The 21,351-nt window shown below is 73.1% G+C and carries 24 protein-coding genes; 9 read left to right on the top strand and 15 right to left on the bottom strand.

The window, feature by feature from the left end; all coding sequences use genetic code 11:
• Positions 1-33: 33 nt before the first annotated feature.
• Positions 34-150, bottom strand: coding sequence for an SGM_5486 family transporter-associated protein (locus tag E0D90_RS28240; protein WP_258037081.1), 117 nt, complete (start codon positions 148-150; stop codon positions 34-36).
• 30 nt (positions 151-180) lie between these two features.
• On the bottom strand, positions 181-1,455 hold the full coding sequence (locus tag E0D90_RS01720; protein WP_103502216.1) for a CynX/NimT family MFS transporter: 1,275 nt from the start codon (positions 1,453-1,455) through the stop codon (positions 181-183).
• 54 nt (positions 1,456-1,509) lie between these two features.
• Here E0D90_RS01720 and E0D90_RS01715 point away from each other — a divergent pair, with 54 nt between their 5' ends.
• Positions 1,510-2,187, top strand: coding sequence for a FadR/GntR family transcriptional regulator (locus E0D90_RS01715; RefSeq protein ID WP_103529013.1), 678 nt, complete (start codon positions 1,510-1,512; stop codon positions 2,185-2,187).
• A gap of 106 nt (positions 2,188-2,293) precedes the next feature.
• On the opposite strand, the gene fabI is transcribed toward E0D90_RS01715, so the two are convergent.
• Both fabI and fabG read right to left on the bottom strand, forming a co-directional pair.
• A complete protein-coding gene (gene fabI / locus E0D90_RS01710; RefSeq protein ID WP_130796354.1) occupies positions 2,294-3,073 on the bottom strand; it encodes an enoyl-ACP reductase FabI in 780 nt (259 codons plus the stop codon).
• A gap of 3 nt (positions 3,074-3,076) precedes the next feature.
• A complete protein-coding gene (fabG, locus tag E0D90_RS01705; protein ID WP_103502219.1) occupies positions 3,077-3,796 on the bottom strand; it encodes a 3-oxoacyl-[acyl-carrier-protein] reductase in 720 nt (239 codons plus the stop codon).
• A gap of 234 nt (positions 3,797-4,030) precedes the next feature.
• Between fabG and E0D90_RS01700 the strand changes: the two genes are divergently transcribed.
• The 5 genes from E0D90_RS01700 to E0D90_RS01680 all read left to right on the top strand — a co-directional run bounded on the left by E0D90_RS01700 (position 4,031) and on the right by E0D90_RS01680 (position 9,506).
• On the top strand, positions 4,031-5,557 hold the full coding sequence (locus E0D90_RS01700) for a TldD/PmbA family protein (protein WP_103502220.1): 1,527 nt from the start codon (positions 4,031-4,033) through the stop codon (positions 5,555-5,557).
• 88 nt (positions 5,558-5,645) lie between these two features.
• Positions 5,646-7,055 carry a TldD/PmbA family protein gene (locus E0D90_RS01695; RefSeq protein ID WP_130796353.1) on the top strand — a complete coding sequence of 470 codons (1,410 nt, stop codon included), beginning with the start codon at positions 5,646-5,648 and terminating at the stop codon, positions 7,053-7,055.
• Positions 7,056-7,137: 82 nt separating this feature from the next.
• Positions 7,138-8,556 (top strand): tyrosine--tRNA ligase, encoded by a 1,419-nt coding sequence (tyrS, locus tag E0D90_RS01690; RefSeq protein WP_130796352.1) that lies wholly within the window; start codon positions 7,138-7,140, stop codon positions 8,554-8,556.
• A gap of 102 nt (positions 8,557-8,658) precedes the next feature.
• Entirely contained in the window at positions 8,659-9,015 is a 357-nt protein-coding gene (locus E0D90_RS01685) for a DUF3099 domain-containing protein (protein ID WP_103502222.1), read from the top strand.
• 239 nt (positions 9,016-9,254) lie between these two features.
• On the top strand, positions 9,255-9,506 hold the full coding sequence (locus E0D90_RS01680) for a hypothetical protein (protein WP_103529011.1): 252 nt from the start codon (positions 9,255-9,257) through the stop codon (positions 9,504-9,506).
• A 58-nt stretch (positions 9,507-9,564) separates the two neighbouring features.
• On the opposite strand, the gene moaA is transcribed toward E0D90_RS01680, so the two are convergent.
• Positions 9,565-10,557 carry a GTP 3',8-cyclase MoaA gene (gene moaA, locus E0D90_RS01675; RefSeq protein ID WP_130796351.1) on the bottom strand — a complete coding sequence of 331 codons (993 nt, stop codon included), beginning with the start codon at positions 10,555-10,557 and terminating at the stop codon, positions 9,565-9,567.
• Between the two features lie 322 nt (positions 10,558-10,879).
• On the opposite strand from moaA, the gene E0D90_RS01670 reads away from it, so the two are divergent.
• Entirely contained in the window at positions 10,880-11,908 is a 1,029-nt protein-coding gene (locus tag E0D90_RS01670) for a DEDDh family exonuclease (protein WP_103502225.1), read from the top strand.
• Positions 11,909-11,933: 25 nt separating this feature from the next.
• A complete protein-coding gene (locus E0D90_RS01665) occupies positions 11,934-12,887 on the top strand; it encodes an SURF1 family cytochrome oxidase biogenesis protein (protein ID WP_130796350.1) in 954 nt (317 codons plus the stop codon).
• On the opposite strand, the gene amaP is transcribed toward E0D90_RS01665, so the two are convergent.
• The 5 genes from amaP to E0D90_RS01640 form a co-directional block, all read right to left on the bottom strand.
• Positions 12,880-13,476 carry an alkaline shock response membrane anchor protein AmaP gene (gene amaP / locus E0D90_RS01660; RefSeq protein WP_130796349.1) on the bottom strand — a complete coding sequence of 199 codons (597 nt, stop codon included), beginning with the start codon at positions 13,474-13,476 and terminating at the stop codon, positions 12,880-12,882. The two genes, E0D90_RS01665 and amaP, sit on opposite strands and share 8 nt — an antisense overlap.
• Positions 13,477-13,545: 69 nt before the next feature.
• Positions 13,546-14,241 (bottom strand): DUF6286 domain-containing protein, encoded by a 696-nt coding sequence (locus E0D90_RS01655; protein WP_438827359.1) that lies wholly within the window; start codon positions 14,239-14,241, stop codon positions 13,546-13,548.
• 131 nt (positions 14,242-14,372) lie between these two features.
• Complete coding sequence (locus tag E0D90_RS01650; protein WP_103502229.1) at positions 14,373-14,789, bottom strand: Asp23/Gls24 family envelope stress response protein; 417 nt, start codon at positions 14,787-14,789, stop codon at positions 14,373-14,375.
• The gene (locus E0D90_RS01645; RefSeq protein ID WP_103502230.1) at positions 14,773-14,973 is read right to left on the bottom strand and encodes a hypothetical protein; all 201 of its coding nucleotides are present in this window, start codon (positions 14,971-14,973) and stop codon (positions 14,773-14,775) included. The genes E0D90_RS01650 and E0D90_RS01645 overlap by 17 nt, the downstream gene beginning before the upstream one ends.
• A gap of 62 nt (positions 14,974-15,035) precedes the next feature.
• Entirely contained in the window at positions 15,036-15,521 is a 486-nt protein-coding gene (locus tag E0D90_RS01640) for an Asp23/Gls24 family envelope stress response protein (protein ID WP_103502231.1), read from the bottom strand.
• Positions 15,522-15,878: 357 nt separating this feature from the next.
• Here E0D90_RS01640 and E0D90_RS01635 point away from each other — a divergent pair, with 357 nt between their 5' ends.
• On the top strand, positions 15,879-16,709 hold the full coding sequence (locus tag E0D90_RS01635; protein WP_130796348.1) for a hypothetical protein: 831 nt from the start codon (positions 15,879-15,881) through the stop codon (positions 16,707-16,709).
• A gap of 136 nt (positions 16,710-16,845) precedes the next feature.
• On the opposite strand, the gene E0D90_RS01630 is transcribed toward E0D90_RS01635, so the two are convergent.
• From E0D90_RS01630 to E0D90_RS01610, 5 genes are all read right to left on the bottom strand, one after another.
• Positions 16,846-18,363: a DEAD/DEAH box helicase gene (locus E0D90_RS01630; protein ID WP_103501812.1), complete on the bottom strand. Its 1,518-nt coding sequence runs from the start codon at positions 18,361-18,363 to the stop codon at positions 16,846-16,848.
• A gap of 346 nt (positions 18,364-18,709) precedes the next feature.
• Positions 18,710-18,913 (bottom strand): cold-shock protein, encoded by a 204-nt coding sequence (locus tag E0D90_RS01625; RefSeq protein WP_028428031.1) that lies wholly within the window; start codon positions 18,911-18,913, stop codon positions 18,710-18,712.
• A 351-nt stretch (positions 18,914-19,264) separates the two neighbouring features.
• Positions 19,265-19,609: a MerR family transcriptional regulator gene (locus tag E0D90_RS01620; protein WP_130796347.1), complete on the bottom strand. Its 345-nt coding sequence runs from the start codon at positions 19,607-19,609 to the stop codon at positions 19,265-19,267.
• Between the two features lie 293 nt (positions 19,610-19,902).
• A complete protein-coding gene (locus tag E0D90_RS01615; RefSeq protein WP_103501814.1) occupies positions 19,903-20,682 on the bottom strand; it encodes an enoyl-CoA hydratase/isomerase family protein in 780 nt (259 codons plus the stop codon).
• An 80-nt stretch (positions 20,683-20,762) separates the two neighbouring features.
• Positions 20,763-20,984, bottom strand: a complete 222-nt coding sequence (locus tag E0D90_RS01610; RefSeq protein ID WP_176599800.1) for a helix-turn-helix domain-containing protein — start codon at positions 20,982-20,984, stop codon at positions 20,763-20,765.
• Between the last annotated feature and the right edge of the window lie 367 nt (positions 20,985-21,351).

Below are 21,351 nucleotides of genomic sequence, written 5' to 3'. Positions count from 1 at the left end.
GGACAGCACCACCCCGGGGCGGTGGGGGTCCCGTCAGGGGGAGGCGATGACGGCGATCACGGAGATCACGGCGCCGATGGCGAGCATCGCTCCGAGGATCTGGAGCAGTCGGGTCTGGCCCTTGGGAGGGTTGGGGTCGAGTACCGGCATGGGGCCAGTCTCGCACGCCCGGCGCACCCGTCAGCCGCCGTCCTCGATGACGCGGTTGCGGCCCGCGAGGACGCCGACGGAGATCTGGCAGACCAGCAGGGCCATCATGAACAGCAGCGGCGCGTGCCAGCCGCCCGTCGAGCCGTAGAGGGTGCCGACCAGCAGCGGGCCGGGGATGGAGATCAGGTAGCCGGTGCTCTGGACGAACGCGGAGAGCCGGGCGACTCCGGCGCCGGTGCGGGCGCGCAGCCCGATCAGGGTGAGCACCACGGGGAAGGCGCAGTTGGAGACTCCCAGGAGCACGGCCCAGGCCCAGGCTCCGGCGGCGGGCGCGAACCACAGTCCGGCGTAGCCGGCGATGCCGCACAGGCCGAGCACGGCGATCAGCGGCCCCTGGTGGGAGAGGCGGGAGGCCAGCCGCGGCAGGACGAAGGAGAGCGGGATGCCCATGCCCATGGTCACCGCGAGCAGGGTGCCGGCGGTGGTCGCGGTGATCCCGGCGTCGCGGTAGATCTGCGGCATCCAGCCCATGGTGATGTAGGCGCCGGTGGCCTGGAGTCCGAAGAAGACGGCGAGGGCCCAGGCTGTGGGTGAGCGGGTCACCCGCACCGGGGGTGCGTCGGCGGGCGTGGGGGCTCCCGGCGCGCCGGTGCGGGCGGCGGCCCGGTCCCGCAGTGCCACGGTGGTCCAGCAGGCCAGGGCGAGGACGGCGGGTGCCGCCCACAGCAGCAGGCCGGTGCGCCAGCCGCCGCCGACGGCGTGGGTGAGCGGCACGGTGAAGGCGGCGGCCCCCGCGGTGCCCAGGGCCAGGCCCATGGAGTAGAGGCCGGTCATGGTGCCGACCCGGTCGGGGAAGTACCGCTTGACGATGACGGGCAGCAGCACGTTGCTGACGGCGATACCGGCCAGCGCCAGCGCGCTGGTGGCGAGGAAGACGCCGGTGCCGCCGGAGAGCGGGCGCAGCGCGACGCCCAGGGTGATGGCGGCCATGCCGGAGACCAGGACGGCGACCGGTCCGAACCTGCGTGCGAGCCGCGGGGCGGTTGCGCCGAAGACGGCGAAGCAGAGCGCGGGGACGGAGGTGAGCAGGCCGGCGACGGTGGCGTTCATCCCGAGCGCGGCGCGGACCTCTTCGAGCAGGGGGCCGAGTCCGGAGATCGCGGGGCGGAGGTTGACGGCGGCGAGTACGAGGCCGACGGCGACGAGCAGCGCCATTCGCTGGGACATGGCGGCCTTGCTGGTTCCCGCCGGGGTCGTGGCGGGAGATGCTTCCCGCAGGGTGTCACCGTCGTGCCTGTACGCCATGGTGGCATCATAGAATCATTGGATGTGTCAGGCCAAACGGCTCCCGGGAGAACCATGCCACTGACCTCACCCCGGCGCTCCGCCCTCGCGGACCAGGTGATCATCGAACTGCGCCGGCAGATCACCTCCGGCGAATGGCCGGTGGGGTCCCGCATCCCCACCGAGCCCGAGCTGGTGGAACAGCTGGGTGTGGCCAGGAACACCGTGCGCGAGGCCATCCGCGCGCTGGCCCACAACGGCCTGCTGGACATCCGGCAGGGATCGGGCACCTATGTGCTGGCCACCAGCGAACTGGCCGGGGTGATGCACCGCCGCTTCGCCGACGCCGATCCCCGGCACGTCGCGGAGCTGCGCTCCACCATGGAGGCCGCCGCCGCCCGGTTCGCCGCGACCCGCAGGACGGAGGCGGACGTGGCCCTCCTCGGCACGCTGCTCTCACGGCGGGAGGACGCCTGGGCCAGCGGGAACGTGGACGCCTTCGTGGAGGCGGACGCCACGTTCCACATGTCGGTGGTCAAGGCGTCCCACAACGAGGTGCTGACCGCGCTCTACGCCGACCTGGGAGCGGTGCTGCGCGCCTTCCTCCGTCACGACGTCGGCGACGAGCTGCGGGCCGAGGACCACCTGGACCACGCCCGCCTGGTCACCGCCATTCGCGACGGCGACGCGGAGACGGCCGCCGCGGAGGCCGGTTCGTACGCGCTCACCTGCCGCGGCGTCGCGGCGGAGTAGGCGCGGACCGCGCTCGCGGGCCACGTGCCGAGGGGCCGGGAAGTCACCGCTGTGGTGACTCCCCGGCCCCTCGTCGCGTGCCGCCCGCGGGCGGCGGGGATCAGGCTCAGGCCCCCATCATGTGGACGCCGCCGTCGACGTGGACGACCTCGCCCGTCGTCTTCGGGAACCAGTCCGACAGCAGGGCGACCACGCCGCGCGCGGCGGGCTCCGGGTCGTCCAGGTCCCAGCCGATCGGGGCGCGGGTGTTCCACACGTCCGCCAGCTCCTCGAAGCCGGGGATCGACTTGGCGGCCATCGACTTGATCGGGCCGGCCGAGACCAGGTTGCAGCGGATGTCGCGCGAACCGAGGTCGCGGGCGAGGTAGCGGGAGGTCGCCTCCAGCGCCGCCTTGGCCACGCCCATCCAGTCGTACTTGGGCCATGCCACCTGCGCGTCGAAGTCCATGCCGACCACCGACCCGCCGCGCTTCTCCAGCAGCGGCAGCGTCGCCATCGTCAGCGACTTCAGCGAGTAGGCGGAGACCTCGACGGCCGTGGAGACCGAGTCCCAGCCGGTGTTGAGGAAGTTGCCGCCCAGCGCGTCCTGCGGCGCGAAGCCGATGGAGTGCACGACGCCGTCCAGGGAGGCGTCGTCACCGAAGTGGGCACGCACCGCGTCGGCGAGGCCGTCGAGCTGCTCCTGGTTCTGCACGTCCAGCTCGATCACCGGCGCCTCCTTGGGGAGACGCTTGGCGATGCGCTTCACCAGGGAGAGCCGGCCGAAGCCGGTGAGGATCACCTCGGCGCCCTCCTCCTGCGCGAGCCGCGCCACATGGAAGGCGATCGAAGCGTCGGTGAGCACCCCGGTGACCAGGATGCGCTTGCCGGCGAGAATTCCACTCATGGTTCAGTGACCCATGCCCAATCCGCCGTCAACCGGAATGACGGCACCAGTGATGTACGCGGCCTCGTCGGACGCCAGGAAACGGACGGTGGCGGCGATCTCCGCCGGCTCCGCGTACCGGGCGAGCGGGACCTGCTTGACGATGGACGCGCGCTGCTCGTCGCTGAGCGCGCGGGTCATGTCGGTGTCGACGAAGCCGGGCGCGATCACGTTGCACGTGATCGAACGCGACCCCAGCTCCCGGGCGATGGAGCGGGCGAAGCCCACCAGTCCGGCCTTGGAGGCGGCGTAGTTGGCCTGCCCCGCGCCGCCGAGCAGCCCGATGACGGAGGAGATCAGCACGATCCGGCCGCTGCGGGCGCGCAGCATGCCGCGCGAGGCGCGCTTGACGACCCGGAAGGTGCCGGTGAGGTTGGTGTCCACGACGGTCGCGAAGTCCTCTTCGGACATGCGCAGCAGCAGCTGGTCACGGGTGACGCCGGCGTTGGCGACGAGTACCTGGACCGCGCCGTGGGTGGCCTCGATCTCCTTGTAGGCCTGCTCCACCTGCTCCGGCTCGGTGATGTCGCACTTCACCGCCAGGCAGCCCAGCTCGGTGAGTTCGGCCGGGGGCTCCCCCGAGCGGTAGGTGTAGGCGACCTTGTCGCCGGCTTCGGCGAGGGACCGGGCGATGGCCAGGCCGATCCCGCGGTTTCCTCCGGTGACCAGTACCGAGCGGCTCAAGGGACCACCCTTTCTCCATGTCGAGTGCGGGCTCCACGCTATCGGGCGCGGCGGCGCGGCCGGGACGCGGTCCGGCACAGCCACTCCCCCCGCGACCTGTCGGGTTCCTACAGGGCGGAGTCTCTCCAAGGCCCTGGCACCGGGGCCCGCCGCACGGCATGATCGGCGGGGTCGCCGGGCGGCCCGCAGCAGGCGCCGCCCGCAGAAGCCGGCCGAGACCTCCAGGAGCTGCCCGTGCCCCCATCGATCGACGAGTCCTTCCTCGCGCTTCCGTTGCGCGCCCTCGCGGACGCTGCCCTGGCCCGGGCCAGGGCGCTCGGCGCCGATCATGCCGACTTCCGGTACGAGCGGGTGCGCAGTTCCGAACTGAACCTGCGGGACGCCCGGTTGTCCGGAGCGGACGACACCTCCGACAGCGGTTACGCGGTCCGGGTGCTGCACGGCGGAAGCTGGGGCTTCGCCGCCGGGCTCGAACCGACCATGGACGGCGCGGCACGGGTCGCGGGCCAGGCGGTGGCGATGGCGAAGCTCGCGGCGCGGGTGAGCGGCGCGTCCGGCGGGGGTGGCCGGGTGGAGCTGGCCGAGGAGCCCTCGCACGGGGAGCGGAGCTGGATCTCCTCCTACGAGGTCAACCCGTTCGACGTGCCGGTGGCCGAGCAGACCGAGCTGCTCGCGGACTGGTCGGCGCGGCTGCTGGCGGGCGAGGGCGTCACCCATGTGAACGCCCGGCTGTGGTCGGTGCAGGAGAACAAGTTCTACGCGGACACCGCGGGCACGGTGACCACCCAGCAGCGGGTACGGGTCGGCCCCGAGCTGACCGCCGTCTCGGTGGACTCCGCCACCGGGCTCTTCGACTCGATGCGGACGCTGGCGCCGCCCGCGGGGCGCGGCTTCGAGTACCTGACCGGCGACAGCTACGACTGGGCGTCGGAGCTGGCCGAGATGCCGGAGCTGCTGGCGCGGAAGATGACGGCGCCCTCGGTGGAGGCGGGAACGTACGACCTGGTGGTGGACCCGAGCAACCTGTGGCTGACCATTCACGAGTCGGTCGGCCACGCCACCGAGCTGGACCGGGCGCTGGGCTACGAGTCGGCCATGGCGGGCACCTCGTTCGCCACCTTCGACCAGCTGGGGACGCTCGCCTACGGTTCCCCAGCGATGAACGTCACCGGTGACCGCACCGTCGAACACGGTCTGGCCACCATCGGCTACGACGACGAGGGAGTGGCGGGCCAGTCCTGGGACCTCATCCGCGAGGGCGTCCTGGTCGGCTACCAGACGGACCGCGCGATGGCCGCCCGCCAGGGGCTGGGCCGTTCCACCGGCTGCGCCTTCGCCGACTCCCCCTCGAGCGTCCCCGTGCAGCGGATGGCCAACGTCTCCCTCAAGCCGGCGCCGGACGGGCCGGACACCGAGGAGCTGATCTCCCGGGTGGAGCGCGGCATCTACGCGGTGGGCAACAAGTCCTGGTCGATCGACATGCAGCGGTACAACTTCCAGTTCACGGCGCAGCGCTTCTTCCGGATCGAGAACGGCCGGCTCGCGGGGCAGCTCCGCGACGTCGCCTACCAGGCGACGACCACGGACTTCTGGGGCTCGATGGAGGCGGTCGGTGGGCCGCAGACCTATGTGCTCGGCGGCTCGTTCATGTGCGGCAAGGCGCAGCCGGGCCAGGTCGCGGCGGTTTCGCACGGCTGCCCCTCCGCGCTCTTCCGCGGTGTGCGCATCCTGAACACCGGCGAGGAGGCGGGCGCACGGTGAGCACGCGCGAGGAGCCGGGCGGGGGCCCGGCGCGGGCACGGCAGCACGACGGCGACCGACGACAGAGCAGGGTGGACGGGTGATGGGGATGACGGGCAGGACGACGGACCGGCCGCACGAGATCGTCGAGCGGGCGCTGGAGCTCTCCCGCGCGGACGGCACGGTGGCCATCGTGGAGGAGCGATCGAGCGTCAACCTGCGGTGGGCGGGTAACGCGCTGACCACCAACGGCGCCACCCAGGAACGCCGGGTGACGGTGATCGCGACGGTCGGCGGCGCCGAGGGCACGGCGGCGGGCGTGGTCTCCCGTTGGGGTGCGACCGCCGGCGAGCTGGAGTCGCTGGTGCGCGCCGCCGAGGACGCGGCGCGGGGCTCCGGGCCGATGGAGGACGCCCAGCCGCTCGCCGGGCCCGGTGCGGACAGCGGCGACTTCACCGCTCCCCCGCTGGTCACCTCGCCCCGGCTGTTCGACGGTTTCGCGACGGCGCTGGGCGAGACCTTCGCCACCGCGGCCTCCGGCGGGCGCGAGCTGTTCGGCTTCGCCTCCCACCAGTCGGTCTCCACCTACCTGGGCACCTCGGCCGGCGCCCGGCTGCGGCACGACCAGCCGATGGGCACCGTCGAGCTGAACGCGAAGTCCCCCGACCGCACCCGCTCGGCCTGGACCAACCAGGCCGCCGACGACTTCGCCGACGTGGACATCGCGGCGATGGACGCGGAGCTGGCACGCCGTCTGGGCTGGGCGGAACGCTCGGTGGAGCTGCCGGCCGGCCGGTACGAGACGCTGCTGCCGCCGGTGGCCGTGGCGGACCTCCAGATCTACCAGCACTGGATGGCCGACGCCCGGGACGCCGCGGAGGGCCGCACCCTCTTCAGCGCCCCCGGTGGGACCACCCGGATCGGCGAACGGCTGACCGAGCTGCCCTTCGACCTCTACAGCGACCCCGGCGCCCCGGGACTGACCGCGGCACCGTTCGTGATCTCCCACGCCTCCGGCGGGACGATCGGGCCGGGCTCCTCCGTCTTCGACAACGGGGTGCCGCTGCGCCGCAGCGACTGGATCAAGGACGGCACGCTGCGGGCCCTGCCCGCCTCCCGGTACGGCTCCGCGCTCACCGGCCTGCCCTCGGCACCACGCACCGACAACCTCGTACTGGACGCGGGCGGCACCCGTTCGCTGGAGGAGATGGTGGCCCGCACCGAGCGCGGGCTGCTGCTGACCAGCCTGTGGTACATACGCGAGGTGGACCCCAGGAACCTGCTGATGACGGGGCTGACCAGGGACGGTGTCTACCTGGTGGAGAACGGCGAGGTCACCGGGGCGGTCAACAACTTCCGGTTCAACGAGTCACCGCTGGAGGTGATCGCCCGCGCCACCGAGGCGGGCCGGACGGAGCGCTGCCTGTCCCGGGAGTGGACGGACTACTTCGGTCCGACCGCCATGCCGGCGCTGCGCGTCGAGGACTTCCACATGAGCTCGGTGAGCCAGGGAGTCTGAGCGGCGGCCCGGGAGCCGGAGCGGCCCGGCCGCGTAGAATCGCGCCCGACCGTTTCCGCTCACTCGACCGTCAGGACCGACAGTGACACGCCTCGGCGAATCCGTAGCACGCGCCAGCGCCCTTCTGGCGCAGGACCTCTCCTCCGACACCGTCGTGCGGGAGCTGCTGGAGGAGACCGGCGCGCGGCGCTATCTGGACCTGACGGACCTGAGCGCGGCCGAGCAGGCCGAGCTGATCGCGGCCCGCGCGGTGGACGTCCTTCCGTCGGTGGAACTGCTGACGGAACGGATCGAGACCGCGCGGGCCGAGGGCGGCCTGCACGTCAAGCTGGGCATCGACCCGACGGCCACCGAGGTCCATCTCGGTCACACCGTCCCGATGATCCAGCTCAGCCGGTTCCAGCGCATGGGTCACCGGGTGACGCTGATCATCGGCGACATCACCGCCAAGATCGGTGACCCGTCCGGGCGTTCGGCGGAACGCCCGCCGCTCACCGACGAGGACATCGCGCGCAACCTGGCGGGCTACCGCGCCCAGGTGAAGCCGTTCTTCAACTTCGAGCAGGTCTCGGTCCGCCACAACAGCGAGTGGCTGGCGGCCGTGACGCTGCCCCGGCTCATCGGCATCCTGGCCCAGGTGCCGGCGTCGGCGCTGCTGCAGCGCGACGACTTCCGCAAGCGGCTGGAGGCCGGGCACGGGCTGACCATGTCCGAGCTGATCTACCCGGTCGCGATGGCCATCGACTCCGCGGAGATCGACGCCGACATCGAGCTGGGCGGGGTGGACCAGCTGCTCAACATGCAGATGGGCCGCCGGGTGATGGAGGTCTACGGCCTGCGCCCGCAGCTGATCGCCACCAACCCGCTGATCGAGGGCACCGACGGGTCGGGCGCCAAGATGTCGAAGTCGCTGGGGAACGCGGTGTCGCTGACCGCGAGCGCCGAGGACGTCTTCGGCAAGATCATGTCGATTCCGGACCGGCTGATGGAGCCCTACCTGCGGGCGTGGACGGAGTGGACCGACGCTGAGATCTCGGCGGTGCTGGCCCGGGTCGGCGAACGCGCCGTGCACCCGATGGACCTCAAGCGCGTCCTCGCCGGCGAGATGGTCGCCGCCCTGCACGGCCTCGACGCGGCGATGGCAGCCCGCGCCGGCTTCGCGGCGCAGTTCTCACGGAAGAGCTTCACCGATGTGGAGACCCTGCCGGAGGTCGACCTGGCCGAGCACGGCGCGGACGGCGTCGCCACGGTGCTGACCAAGGTGCTGGAGTTCGCGCCCAGCGCCTCGGCCGCGCGGCGGCTGGCCAAGCAGAAGGCGCTGCGCCTGGTGGTGGAGCGCGAGGCCGACGGCCAAACGGCCGTGGTGCTGGCCGAGTCGGACGCGCTGCGGCCGCTGGCCGAGGTCGTCGACGAGCAGTTGGCCGGCGCCGGCGCCACCGGTGTCTACCTCAAGGCCGGGCGGAAGCTGGCACGGCTGCGCGACGCGGGCCGCGGGCTGTGACTCCGGGCCGGTGCCGCCCCCTCTGCCGGGGCGGCACCGGCCCGGAGTACCGTGGGGAAACCGGACGGCCCACACGTTCCGGGACGAAGCGGATGGTGACCCATGGTGCGATGGCGGCGCGAGCGCGCTGAGCAGACCGAGGTGTACCGGATCAGCGGTGTCCGGCGGAGCCTCACCGACGATGTCAACGCACGGCAGCGCCGGTACGCGATCGCGATGCTGGTGCGGACGGCCGCCGTACTGCTGACGGTGGTGCTCTGGGACGTCAGCCGCCCCCTGGCCTTCGTCACCCTGGCGCTCGGCACCCTGCTCCCCTACGTCGCGGTGATCATCGCCAACGCGGGCCGCGAAAACGCCGCGCCGCTGCCGCGGACCACCCTCGCCGGGCCGCAACGGCCCGCGCTGACCGCCCCCGCACCGGCCGACGACGGCGACGAGACCCGTACGACGACAAGGTGAACGGACCACCCGGCGGCGGGTGAAAACCTCGGATCAATCTCGCCGATCGGCTGCACCGAGCGGCTTGTCGCATGTCATACTGCAGAGGCGCTCCGTATCCCCCGTCGGAGCGACTGACCGACGCCGGGCGGCTCCCCCCGTGGCTGCCCGGCGTCGCCTTGCCCGCACGCGGCCCGGCGATCGTCCGCCGCCTGGTGTCGGCCGCACCCGTTTGCCCCCGCCACCACGTGGCGTGTTGGATGGGCCGGGTGAACGACCAGGTGATCTGTTCGGCCAAGGCCTGCCGCACCCCCGCACGCTGGGTGCTGGCCTGGAACAACCCCAAGCTCCACACTCCCGAGCGCCGCAAGACCTGGCTGGCGTGCGAGGAGCACCGCGAGTCGCTGTCGGCCTTCCTCGGTGCGCGCGACTTCCTCAAGGACGTGGTGCCGCTGGAGGAGTGGGAGGCGGCGCAGGCCGCCTCCGCCCAGGAGCGCCCCGACGCGGACTGAGCCGGCCGCCCCTGCCGGCCCGTGCGCCCGGTGGGGGGCTGGGCGTGGGCCGCGACGGTCAGCCGCCGATCGCTGACATGGGCCGCTGCGGCTGGAGGAACGAGGGGTCGTCCAGCCCGGAGCCCGCCTTCTTGCCCCACATGGCCGCGCGCCACAGCTCGGCGACGCGCTCGTCGTCGCTCCCCTCCTCACGCAGCGCCGCCCTGAGGTCGGTCTCCTCCCGGGCGAACAGGCAGTTGCGCACCTGTCCGTCGGCGGTGAGCCGGGTGCGGTCGCAGGCGTGGCAGAACGGTCTGGTCACCGAGCCGATCACCCCGACCCGGTAGGGGCCGCCGTCGACCAGCCAGCGTTCGGCCGGCGCCGAGCCCCGTTCGTTCGCCCCCTCGTCGGTGAGGGTGTGGCGGGTCCGCAGCGAGGCGAGGATGTCGGCGGCGGTGACCATGCCCTCGCGCTTCCAGCCGTGCTGGGCGTCGAGCGGCATCTGCTCGATGAACCGCAGCTCGTAGGCGTTCTCCATCGCCCACTCCAGCAGCTCCGGCGCTTCTTCCTCGTTGACGCCGCGCATCAGCACGGTGTTGACCTTGACCGGAGCCAGCCCGGCTTCCCGGGCCGCGGCCAGCCCGCGCAGCACGTCGTCGTGGCGCTTGCGGCGGGTCATCCGCCGGAAGACCTCAGGGTCGATGGTGTCCAGGGAGACGTTGATCCGGTCCAGGCCGGCGTCCCGGAGCGCCGGCGCCACGCGCTCCAGGCCGATGCCGTTGGTGGTGAGGGAGAGGTCGGGGCGGGGGTCGAGTTCGGCGCAGCGGGCCACGATGGAGACCAGGCCGGGCCGCAGCAGCGGTTCCCCGCCGGTGAACCGGACCTCGGTGACGCCGAGCCGGGTGACGGCGATCCGCACCAGCCGGACGATCTCGTCGTCCGTCAGCAGACTGGTCTTCTTCAGCCAGTCGAGCCCTTCCTCGGGCATGCAGTAGGTGCAGCGCAGGTTGCAGCGGTCGGTCAGGGAGACCCGCAGGTCCGTCGCGGTCCGGCCGTAGGTGTCGAGCAGCATGCTTACTCCTTTAGCCGTCCTTTCCACCGTACGTCGCAGGGTACGTCAGCGCGCTGACAGCCGGGGCGGGCGGCGGGGCCGACGGGCGGAGGCGGATCCCGAGGGGCGTGCGGAGGCGTGCGGCGCCGCAGCGGGCGTGCCGGTGCGGCGCCCGGGACACCGCGCGTGCCGGGTGGCGCGCTCCCGTCGGCAGACCGCACCGGAGGTGGCGTGCTCCCCCGCCCGCGACCTGCGGACGCGTCAGATACCTCACAGGTCGGCCGGGTGAACCGCCGTGGGCGGATGACCGAACTGTCGGCACCGGCCCGTATTCTCTGGGACCATGTCCGAAGACCACCTCTCAGTCACGGTTGACGTCCCTGCCCAGCAGTCCGCCAACACGCCCTGGCCACAGGGGTATCCGGACGGCTACGCGGTGGTCGACGTCGAGACCACCGGACTCTCCCGCGACGACCGCATCGTCTCCGCCGCCGTCTACCGGCTCAACTCGCGCGGCCAGGTGGAGGATCACTGGTACACCCTGGTCAACCCGCAGCGTGACCCGGGCCCCACGTGGATCCACGGGCTGACCGCCGAGGTGCTGGCGGACGCGCCCCTGTTCGCCGAGGTGGCCGAGGAGTTCGGCCGGCGGCTGGAGGGGCGTGTGCTGGTGGCGCACAACGCGGTCTTCGACTGGACGATGATCGCCCGCGAGTACGCACGCGCCGGGCACGTACCGCCGGTGCGGCAGCGGTTGTGCACCATCGCCCTGGCGAAGGAGCTGGGGCTGCCGCTGCCCAACCACCGTCTGGAGTCGCTGGTCGCCTACTTCGGTGTGCGTCAGGAGCGGGCCCACCACGCGCTGGACGACGCCAGGGTGCTGGCCGAGGCTTTCGCCCCGAGCCTGCACCGGGCCGCGCGGCAGGGGGTACGGCTGCCACTGCTGCTGTGCCGGCCGCTCACCGAGTTCAGCGACACCCCCGCGCCCGGCCTTCCCGTCTCCCGCAGGTCCGCCGGTTCCGGCGCGTGGCGCATGAGCCGCAAGCTGCCGCCGTGCCCCTATCCCAACCCGGGCCGCTACCGCCAGGGCGAGCCGCTGGCCCAGGGGATGCGAGTGGCGTTCTCGGGCGACACCTCGATCGAGCGGGAACTGCTGGAGGACCAGACGTGCGAGGCGGGCCTGCACGTGTCGTCCAGCGTCTCCGGCCGCACCAGCCTGCTGGTCACCAACGATCCCGACGCCGGCACCAGCAAGGTGGCCCGCGCCCGCCGGCACGGCACCCCGGTGGTGGACGAGGCGGCGTACACCCAGCTGCTGCGGGACGTGCTGCCCGCCGCGCGGCCGCCGTCCGACCCGGCACCGGGAGCATGAACCGCCTCCGGTAACGTCGGGTGCTGTGTACCGTGTGCTGCTGTCCCGGCAATGGGTGATGCTGACCCTCGTGTCGCTGCTGCTGATCCCGGCCTTCATCAAGGCTGGCAACTGGCAGTACGACCGTTACGGGCAGCGGGTGGAGCGCAATGAGCTGATCAAGGGCAACCTGGAGGCCGAGCCCGTCCCCATGACGGAGCTGGCGGCCCCCGGCCGGGCGCCCGACCCCGACGACCGCTACCGGACGGTGACCGCCTCCGGGTCGTACGACGCCGCCGGCGAGGTGGTCGTGCGGCAGCGCACCGGGAACCAGGACGGCGCGCTCGGCTACTACGTGCTGACACCCCTGACGCAGGACGACGGCCCGGTGGTCCTGGTCAACCGCGGCTGGGTGCGGGCCGGGTCGGACCCGACCCGGATGCCCGACGTTCCCGCACCGCCGGACGGCGAGGTGACGGTGAGCGGCCGGCTGATGGCCGACGAGACCCCCGAGACCACCGGTATCCGCGACCGCGGCGGCTTGCCCGAGGGCATGGTCATGATGATGAACAGCGGGCAGCGGGCGGAGGAGCTGGGCACGCCCGTGGTGGCCGGCCACCTGGAGCTGGCCGAGACCACCCCGGCGCCGGCCGGCGGGCCCGAGGACCAGCCGGAGCTGCTCTCCGCGCCGAACCACAGCGGGATCGGCGCCCATTTCGCCTACGCGTACCAGTGGTGGCTGTTCGCCGCCATGGTCCCGGTGGGCTGGGTGCTGCTGCTGCGTCGCGAGCTGGCCGACGCCCGCGAGGAGGGCCCGGGCGAGGCGCCGTCCACCGCTGGCGGCCCGGACGGGCCCGACGACCGGACCGGCACCACGGACGGGCACCCGACGGAAGCCGATACCGGCACCGCGAGCGCGGACGTGGCGGACACCGACACCGACACCGACGAGACGCGTTCCTCCGACGCGACGGCCGGCGAGGCGCCCGCCGTCAGATGACCCGGTCGGCCGAGTGGCGGGCGGACCGCAGCCTGACCTCGGCCGGCAACTTCTCCACCCCGGCGGAGCGCCGCGCGTTCTCCAGCGTCTGATCGCGCAGCGTACGGACGACCGAGCCCGGCCGGGCCTGCGGTGCGATCAGCAGCCCGACCCGGACGCGTGGTTCGGTACGGCGGCCGATCAGCGTGAACCGGGCCCGTTCGACCCCGGGCAGTGCCTCGGCCTCGGCCGACATCACGTCCTCCATGGCGCTGCCGTGCAGCAGGGCACCCGAGCCGTCGCCGCTGTCGACGACCACCTCCCGCAGGTGACGGCGGCGCAGCTGGGCCAGCAGCCACCACAGGGCGAGAAGCAGGATCAGGGCCAGCGCGCCGATGACCACCGGCCACCACCAGCTCTCCTCGCGCCACTGGACGCGGTCGGCCCGGCTCAGGGGTACCGAGTCGGGTCCCCGCCACGACCAGTTGGCGGGCAGGGTGACGCCCAGCCGGGACGGCAGGTCCAGCGCGACGGCCAGGGCGGCGCCGCCCAGCCCGATCAGCGCGACACCGGTCACGGCCAGCAGCACCCGGTTGACGGTTCTCAGCATCTGCAAGTCACCTCTGCCCTCGGCGGGCGTCTCGTGCGGGCCGGGCGGACGCCGTCCCCCATTCGCGGGTCAGCCCTTGCTGCCCGGCCGTCGTACCTGGACCGACAGCGAGGGGGGCCGTGCCAGCGACAGTTCGCGGACGGTGTGGTCGAGGACGGCGTCGAGGTCGCTGCGGACCTCGTCCAGATCACGGAAGTGCGCACGGGCGGCGACCCGCACGCGGGAGCGTCCCACGCGCACCCGGACCGCCTGGACACCGGAGATGTCCATCGCCCGGTCGCGGATGACCTGGGCGGCCGCGTTGCGCTCGATGGACGGGCGCAGCAAGTCGCTCTCCCGCCGCATCGGCAGCAGCCCGCGCAGTCCCGGGGTGAGGGCGAACAGCAGCAGCCACACTCCGGCCAGGACCAGTACGGCGGCGACGGCGATCACCCAGGGGTCGTCCAGGGTGCGTGTGGCGAGCTGGTCCGCCAGCTCCGTGCGCCAGGCGGCGGCCCGGCGGTCGGCGCGGACCGCGACGACGTCGAAGAGCAGCAGGCCGCACGCGGCCAGCAGCACCAGTGCCACGGCTCCGGCGGGCAGCCGCCGCACGGACCAGAACCGCCCGGCCGGGCGTCCCCCGTCCGACGGCTCCGGTTCGTAGCGCGCAGTGGTGGCCGCGCGGCGCGATCCCATCTCCTCACCGTGCGGGGTGTGGTCCGGCGGATCGCCCGGGCCCGGTTCCCCGGGGAGCGTCCCGGGCTCGGCGGGCGGATGCTTCTCCAGGCTGGGTGAGGTGCCGGGCCCGGGCCCCGGTCCGGGGTCGCCGTGGCCCGGTCCGTAACCGCCGGGATCGCCGTGGCCGCCGTGGTGCGGCCCGCCGGCGGGCTCCGGGCCGTGGGGTGCGCGGTGGTCGTTCACCGGAGCCTCCCGTCGGGGCTGAGGTGCTCGGAGTGGAGCCGGCGGATGTCCACCGCCACATCGGTCGTCTCCATCCCGGCCAGTTCCAGCACGCGGCGGGAGACCTGGCGGCGGACGGCACCGCACTGGGCTCCGATGTCGGAGGGGTAGCCCAGCTCGACGGCGACCCGGACGTCTGCCAGGCCGCCGGTCCCGCCGGGACCGGGGTTCCGGCGGACCGAGACGCTGGCCTCGGGCTGGCCCCGCCCGGCCGCCCGGGGCGACCAGGGCGTCTCCATGGACGCGCTCACCGAGCGCAGCGCCTCCCGGGCCGCCTGGGCGGCCAGCTTGGCGACCACCCGCTCGGCGATCCGGGTGGCGCCTCGTTCGGCGGGCGGGACCGTCGGGGCGAGGGTGTCAGCGGAGTCGGTCATTGTCGCGGTTGCGCTCCCCCGGCCGGAAGAAGTCCCCCGGCTGTAGATCCCCGTCGGCGAACCGGCCGGCCACGAAGCCGACGGCGCCGAGGGCGGCGACCAGCAGAAAGGCCCCGAACCCGCCGAAGTACCCGGCGAATCCGAGTGCCATGCCGGCGATCAGACCGACGACGGCCATGCTCATCTTCCGCTCCTTCACTCACCGGGCCCGCAGGACCGGGATGTCTTCGTGCCCGCCGGCACCGCTCACTGGAGCGGGGGGCGGCTGGCCTCGTCCTCGGCCTCTTCCTCAAGGTCCTCGGGCAGCTTGACGTCGCCGACCGCGATGTTGACCTCGACCACCTCCAGGCCCGTCATCCGCTCCACGGCGGAGATGACGTTCTCGCGCACGGTGCGCGAGACCTCGGCGATGGAGACGCCGTACTCCACCACGATGTCGAGGTCGAGCGCGGTCTGCACCTCGCCGACCTCGGCCTTCACACCACGGGTGGCGGACTTGGCGCTGCCGGGCACCCGGTCGCGCACCGCGCCGAAGGTGCGGGCGAGCCCGCTGCCCATGGCGTGCACACCGACGACGTCGCGTGCGGCCAGTCCGGCGATCTTGGCGACCACACCGTCGGCGATGGTCGTCTTGCCTCGCGTCGCGGGGTCGCCGGTGCCGCGCCGGTTCGCCAGCGACTTGGTCCCCGACGCGTTCGCGTCGGTCGCGGTCTCGGTCGTGCTGTCGCTCACTGCGCCTCCTCGTTCCCCGGGTTCGGGCCGTTCGGGAACGGCCGTCGCCGCTGTTCGTGCCAGAGTAGACCCGCCTGGTCGGGGACTCGCGGACACCGCGCCGACCGGGTGAACGGGGCGCCCTGGCACCACGTCATAAGCAATGCTGTACCCAGCTTCGGCGACCTTGCACGGAACTCCTGCCGCCGGTCCCGAGCGATGACCCGCACCGCCGACACGCTCGACTCCCCGCCCGGGGAACCGGGTTGGGTGGTTCCGTGTCCCCGGCCAGGGCAGGAGCGGATCGGCGGTGGCGTGGGCCACGCGGGTGACGGCACGCGGCGGTGGGACGACACGACGACGAGAGGGTGCGGTGCGATGGTGACGCAGCGACTGGCGCAAGCCGTCCGGGAACAGCTCGGCCTGGGCCGATTGCTCCCGCTGGGCACCGGCGCGGAGCCGCTCTGGGTGACCGAGAGCGCCGCGGCGGGGGCGCTGCTGACCGACGCCCACGCCCTGCCCGGGCTGCGGGTCACGGCCCTGCGGATCGGTCTCGCGACGGACGGCTCACACGCCGGCCCGGCCGGTTGGGCCGTTGGCGTGGCGGAGGAGGAGCCATCGGGGCCGGCCGGTGACGCGCCGGGCCGGCACCCCGCCCGATCCGGCGGCCGCCCCTGGCCGCCGAGCGCCCTGCCGCCGGGCGCACCCCTGCGCCTGGCCGCGGAGTTCGCCACGCGCCCCGATGCCCCGCTGCCGGAACGGGCGTCCCGGCTGCGCGCCACGCTGGCCCGGTCGGCGCGTGAGCGGATCGGGCTGGATCTGCGGGAGATCGACCTGACCGTCTCAGGTCTGCTCGACGAGGAGGCGGGCCCGGAGAGCACGGGGATCGCGGACGCGGAGGTGGCGGCGGAGAGCGGGGCCGACGGCGCCCCGGCGCCCTCACGCGCCGCGGGCGACGACCACCTCACCGAACTGACGGCGTCCGTGCTGCGCGCGGTCCTGGAGGTACCGGGCGTGACCCGCCCGGCGGGGGTGCTGGGAGGCACCGGCCGGGCCGTCCGCGTGGACGACGACGGAGCCCGGCTGCAACTGGCGGTACGTCAGGACGCGCAGGTGCTGGACGTGGCGCACCGCGTGCGGCTGACCGCCATCGCGACCGCCGGGACCGACCGGGTGGCGGTACTGGTCACGGCGATCGACCCCGTCTGAACCGATCCGCGGACCGTTCCGGAGCCCCGGCGCCGGTCGACGTGCCGGGGGATCAACGGCCTCACCGGCGGTCCGGGCGCCCTTGTGGGTGCCGGATCCGCCGGTGAGGTCGTGGTGTGTCGTGCGGGCCGCTCGGTCAGGAGCGGCGCTCGCCCCGGCCGCCGCCGGTGCGGGTGGGGGCGCCGGACCGCCGGGCCTGGGCGGTGCGGCTGCGCCGGCCGCGCGAGGGAGCCTTGCGCTTCGGCTGCTCCACGACCGGGGCGGCGATGACGACGGGGACGCCCGAGGGCGCCTGGGCTCCGGTGATGCGGCTCAGCTCCGCCTCACCGGAGCGCACCCGCGCCGTGTGCGGGTTAATGCCCGCGTCGGCCATCAGGCGGGTCATCTCACGGCGCTGCTCGGGGAGGACCAGGGTGACGACCCGGCCGGACTCGCCGGCACGGGCGGTGCGCCCGCCGCGGTGCAGGTAGTCCTTGTGGTCGCTGGGCGGGTCGACGTTGACCACCAGGTCGAGGTTGTCGACGTGGATGCCCCGGGCGGCCACGTTGGTGGCCACCAGCACGGTGACATCGCCGGTCTTGAACTGCTCCAGCGTGCGGTTCCGCCGGGGCTGGGACTTGCCGCCGTGGAGCGCCGCGGCGCGCACGCCGCTCCGCAGGAGGTCCCGGGTGAGCCGGTCGACCGCGTGCTTGGTGTCCAGGAACATGATCACGCTGCCGTCGCGGGCACCGATCTCGATGGTGGTGGCGTGCTTGTCCGTGCCGTGGACGTGCAGTACGTGGTGCTCCATCGTGGTGACGGCGCCGGCCGAGGGGTCGACCGAGTGCACCACCGGGTCGTCGAGGTAGCGGCGCACCAGCAGGTCGACGTTACGGTCCAGCGTGGCGGAGAACAGCATCCGCTGGCCGTCGGGCCGCACCTGGTCGAGCAGGGCGGTGACCTGGGGCATGAAGCCCATGTCGGCCATCTGGTCGGCCTCGTCCAGGACGGTGATGTCGACCCGGCCGAGGCGGCAGTCGCCGCGCTCGATGAGGTCCTTCAGCCGCCCGGGGGTGGCGATCACGACCTCGGCGCCGCCGCGCAGGGCGGAGGCCTGCCGGCCGATGGACATGCCGCCGACGACGGTGGCCATCCGCAGCCGCAGCGGGGTGGCGTACGGGGTGAGCGCGTCGGTGACCTGCTGGGCCAGCTCGCGCGTCGGCACGAGCACCAGGGCCAGGGGCTCGCGGGGCTCGGCGCGGCGACCCGCCGTGCGGGCCAGCATCGCCAGGCCGAACGCCAGGGTCTTGCCCGAACCGGTGCGTCCGCGTCCCAGCACGTCACGGCCGGCGAGCGCGTTCGGGAGGGTCGCCGCCTGGATGGGGAAGGGCTCGACCACTCCCTGGGTGCCGAGCGCCGCGAGTAGCGGAGCGGGCATGTCCAGCTCGGCGAAGGCGCCGACGGCCGGCAGCGGGGGGGTGGAGGTGACGGGGAGCGCGAACTCTCCGCGCGGTGCCGGGCGGCGGCCGCGGCCGCCGCCGGAGCGGCTCGCGTTGTCGGGACGGCCTCCACCGGAACGGCGGGGGGCGCCACCGCGACCGGCGCCACTCCGGGCGCCGCCGCTGTTGCCGCCGGAGCGGGGGTTTCGGTCACGCGTACGTGCTGTGCGGTTCATGCAGAACCTTCCTCGATGCGGCACGTATCGAGGAATTCTCGGCAGCAGAGCGCCATGGGGAGAATCGCGAGTACGGGCCGAAGAATACGAAAACAATGAGGGAAGAAACGTGTCTTCCCCGCGCGAACGGCGGGCACAGGTGTCCGCCTGGGAAAGGCGGAGGGCTGAACCGGTGAACCGGAGCCGCATTCCTGTCCTGCCGCGCGGCACGGTGGCACTTCGCCACCGGCTGGGTCACCCGCTGGGCGCCCGGTGAATCCGCTGCGGCACGTGGAGGGCTCCACGTGGCAAACGAGCAGGGCCCGCGCCCTCAGGCGCGGGCCCGACCACGTCGTACGTGTCAGCCTCAGGCGGGGACGATGTTCTCCGCCTGCGGGCCCTTCTGGCCCTGGGTGACGTCGAAGTTAACCTTCTGGCCCTCGTGGAGCTCGCGGAAGCCCTGGGCGGCGATGTTCGAGTAGTGGGCGAAGACGTCAGCGCCGCCACCCTCCTGCTCGATGAAGCCGAAGCCCTTTTCCGCGTTGAACCACTTCACGGTGCCAGTAGCCATGTCATATCTCCTTCGGGGCGGTGCCCTGGGTCCGCACTGTGCGGGCCCAGCGTCGCCGTGATGATTGCCCCAACCGGATTGGACCGGAAAAAACAAAAGCGTTCTCATCGTTGAGAAACCGACGAGAGCGCTTGAAGCTCCTGGGAACCACAACTGCAACTGGGACTCAAGCTAGCACAGGGGGTGCCGCCATGTGCAACAGCGCCCTTGAATCCGGCGCCTCAGCCGTGAATACCGCGCGCGAGAAGACCTTTCTATCTCCTCCCGCGACAACAGATTTCCGGCCGTCCGCAGTGAAAGGTAATGCTCCGGCGGCGAGCGGTCATCGGCCCCGGTCGTCAGCCGTGTCCGTCACCCGGCCACGGGTCCGCCGGCGGAGGGGCCGTCCGAGCCGCCGGTCAGCCGGGCGTTGATGCGCCGCGCCTCCTCCAGCTGGTCCTCCAGGATGACGATCCGGCACGCCGCCTCAAGCGGGGTGCCCTGGTCGACGAGTTCGCGCGCCCGGGCGGCGATCTTCAGCTGGTAACGGGAGTAGCGGCGGTGGCCGCCCCCCGAGCGCAGCGGGGTGATGAGGCGGGCTTCGCCGACGGCCCGCAGGAAGGCGGGGGTGGCGCCCAGGATCTCCGCGGCGCGACCCATGGTGTAGGCGGGGTAGTCGTCGTCGTCGAGACGACCGAGGGACTTCTCTGCGGTCACATGCACCTCTGCTCGGGGGGATGCGCCGGACCCGCTCCGCACCGCCGCACTGTCGCGGTCCCACCGGCTGGACGCCCGGAACCGACCGCCCGAGACTAACCAGGACAGATCCGCATGTCTACTCCCGCCATGACAGATATCCTGCGCGGAAGACGGCGGTCTTCCGTAGCCCACCCGGCGTTCACCCCTCCGCGGCACCCACTCGCTCACGCACTTTCCCGCACCGAATCCGGGCCGGCACATCCGGGCGGGTCGCTGCCCGCCCGGGCGTGCCTCTCGACGACCGGCTCTCGTCAGTCGCTCTCCCCCAGCAGGTCCCGCAGCCGGCGCGCTTGGGAGGCGCGCTCGGCCGCACGCTGCTGGTCGTAGTCGTTGACCGTCGCCGCGCGCAGCAGCGCCTTGGTCTCGATGACGGCGTCACGGGGGGCGGCCAGCAGGGCGGCGACGAGGTCGGCCGCGGCGGAGTCGAGGTCGGCCGCGGGCACCACCAGATTGGCGAGGCCGACGCGCTCGGCCTCCTCGGCGTGGACGGTGCGCCCTGTGGCGCAGATCTCCAACGCCCTGGCGTAGCCGACGAGCGCTACCAGGGGGTGGGTGCCGGTCAGGTCGGGCACCAGTCCGAGAGTGGTCTCGCGCATGGCGAACTCGGCGTCGTCGGAGCAGATCCGCAGGTCGCAGGCGAGCGCCAGCTGGAAGCCGGCGCCGATGGCGTGACCCTGGACGGTGGCCACGGTGATCAGGTCGTTCCGCCGCCACCAGGTGAAGGCCCCCTGGAAACCCTGGATGTACGCGTCGAGTTCGGCGTCGGGGGTGCGGGCGAGCGCGGGGAAGGACAGTTCGCCGGGGATGCCGTCGGGCGTGAAGGCGCGGCGGTCGAGGCCGGCGGAGAAGGACGGGCCCTCGGCGCGCAGCAGCACCACCCGGACGGAACCGGGCAGTACGGACCCCGCCTCCGCGAGGGCTCGCCACATGGCGGGGGTCTGGGCGTTGCGCTTGTCCCCACGGGTGAGGGTGACCGTCGCGACGGCGTCGTCGACGGTGACCCTCACTCCGTCCTGGTCGAGCAGGCTCATGAGCCCCTCCGAACGTTACTCGGCGGTAATAACATCTGCAGAGTAACGGTCGGACGGGCGTGGCTCCAGCGAGCCGGGGGTCAGGCCGCTGTGGCCCGCTTTCCCCGCGTCGCGCCCCCGCGGCCGCGCAGGGTCACCTCGGACTCGCTGAGCATCCGGTGCACGAACCCGTACGACCGGCCGGTTTCCTCGGCCAGCGCACGGATGCTCGCGCCTGATTCGTATTTCCGCTTGAGGTCTGCCGCGAGCTTTTCGCGCGCGGCGCCGGTTACCCGGCTTCCCTTCTTCAGAGTCTCGGCCACCCGTGCCTCCTCAAGGAAGTGCGCTCTGGAACTCTCATGATCACCCCTAACCCGCTTCCTGGCCACCCATTCGGCGAGGTCGGTGCAGGGCGGCGGAGGCCGCGAAGCCCCGGCGGAGCGCGTCACGGAGCGCCGCCGGGCGGGGCGGGGTGGCGGCTCCGGGCGGCCAAGATCGCGGAAGCGGCAGGTCAGCGGCGCGGGGCGGCCACGGCGCCCGGAGCGCCGCCGGGCGGGCACGAGCACGTGTCGTCGGCCCGGCGCCGGGCCGACGCACACGGAAACCTCACCCGGACGACGGACCTTCACTGGGCCGGATGATCGTCCCCGTGCGGTATCCACCCGCCCGCCGGCCCCCGTCGCCGTGCCA

The sequence above is a fragment of the Streptomyces otsuchiensis genome (genome assembly GCF_004305975.1).
GTDB classification, from domain to species: domain Bacteria; phylum Actinomycetota; class Actinomycetes; order Streptomycetales; family Streptomycetaceae; genus Streptomyces; species Streptomyces otsuchiensis.
The sequence above is the reverse complement of the archived record's forward strand: the minus strand, read 5'-3'. Positions and strand labels throughout refer to the sequence as shown.

What these genes read in the sequence shown, in the direction of transcription:
- E0D90_RS28240 (WP_258037081.1), bottom strand. Translation starts at nt 150, where the DNA reads ATGCCGGTACTCGACCCCAACCCTCCCAAGGGCCAGACCCGACTGCTC.
- E0D90_RS01720 (WP_103502216.1), bottom strand. Translation starts at nt 1,455, where the DNA reads ATGGCGTACAGGCACGACGGTGACACCCTGCGGGAAGCATCTCCCGCC.
- E0D90_RS01715 (WP_103529013.1), top strand. Translation starts at nt 1,510, where the DNA reads ATGCCACTGACCTCACCCCGGCGCTCCGCCCTCGCGGACCAGGTGATC.
- fabI (WP_130796354.1), bottom strand. Translation starts at nt 3,073, where the DNA reads ATGAGTGGAATTCTCGCCGGCAAGCGCATCCTGGTCACCGGGGTGCTC.
- E0D90_RS01695 (WP_130796353.1), top strand. Translation starts at nt 5,646, where the DNA reads ATGACGGGCAGGACGACGGACCGGCCGCACGAGATCGTCGAGCGGGCG.
- E0D90_RS01685 (WP_103502222.1), top strand. Translation starts at nt 8,659, where the DNA reads ATGGTGCGATGGCGGCGCGAGCGCGCTGAGCAGACCGAGGTGTACCGG.
- E0D90_RS01680 (WP_103529011.1), top strand. Translation starts at nt 9,255, where the DNA reads ATGGGCCGGGTGAACGACCAGGTGATCTGTTCGGCCAAGGCCTGCCGC.
- moaA (WP_130796351.1), bottom strand. Translation starts at nt 10,557, where the DNA reads ATGCTGCTCGACACCTACGGCCGGACCGCGACGGACCTGCGGGTCTCC.
- E0D90_RS01670 (WP_103502225.1), top strand. Translation starts at nt 10,880, where the DNA reads ATGTCCGAAGACCACCTCTCAGTCACGGTTGACGTCCCTGCCCAGCAG.
- amaP (WP_130796349.1), bottom strand. Translation starts at nt 13,476, where the DNA reads ATGCTGAGAACCGTCAACCGGGTGCTGCTGGCCGTGACCGGTGTCGCG.
- E0D90_RS01650 (WP_103502229.1), bottom strand. Translation starts at nt 14,789, where the DNA reads ATGACCGACTCCGCTGACACCCTCGCCCCGACGGTCCCGCCCGCCGAA.
- E0D90_RS01645 (WP_103502230.1), bottom strand. Translation starts at nt 14,973, where the DNA reads ATGAGCATGGCCGTCGTCGGTCTGATCGCCGGCATGGCACTCGGATTC.
- E0D90_RS01635 (WP_130796348.1), top strand. Translation starts at nt 15,879, where the DNA reads ATGGTGACGCAGCGACTGGCGCAAGCCGTCCGGGAACAGCTCGGCCTG.
- E0D90_RS01630 (WP_103501812.1), bottom strand. Translation starts at nt 18,363, where the DNA reads ATGAACCGCACAGCACGTACGCGTGACCGAAACCCCCGCTCCGGCGGC.
- E0D90_RS01625 (WP_028428031.1), bottom strand. Translation starts at nt 18,913, where the DNA reads ATGGCTACTGGCACCGTGAAGTGGTTCAACGCGGAAAAGGGCTTCGGC.
- E0D90_RS01615 (WP_103501814.1), bottom strand. Translation starts at nt 20,682, where the DNA reads ATGAGCCTGCTCGACCAGGACGGAGTGAGGGTCACCGTCGACGACGCC.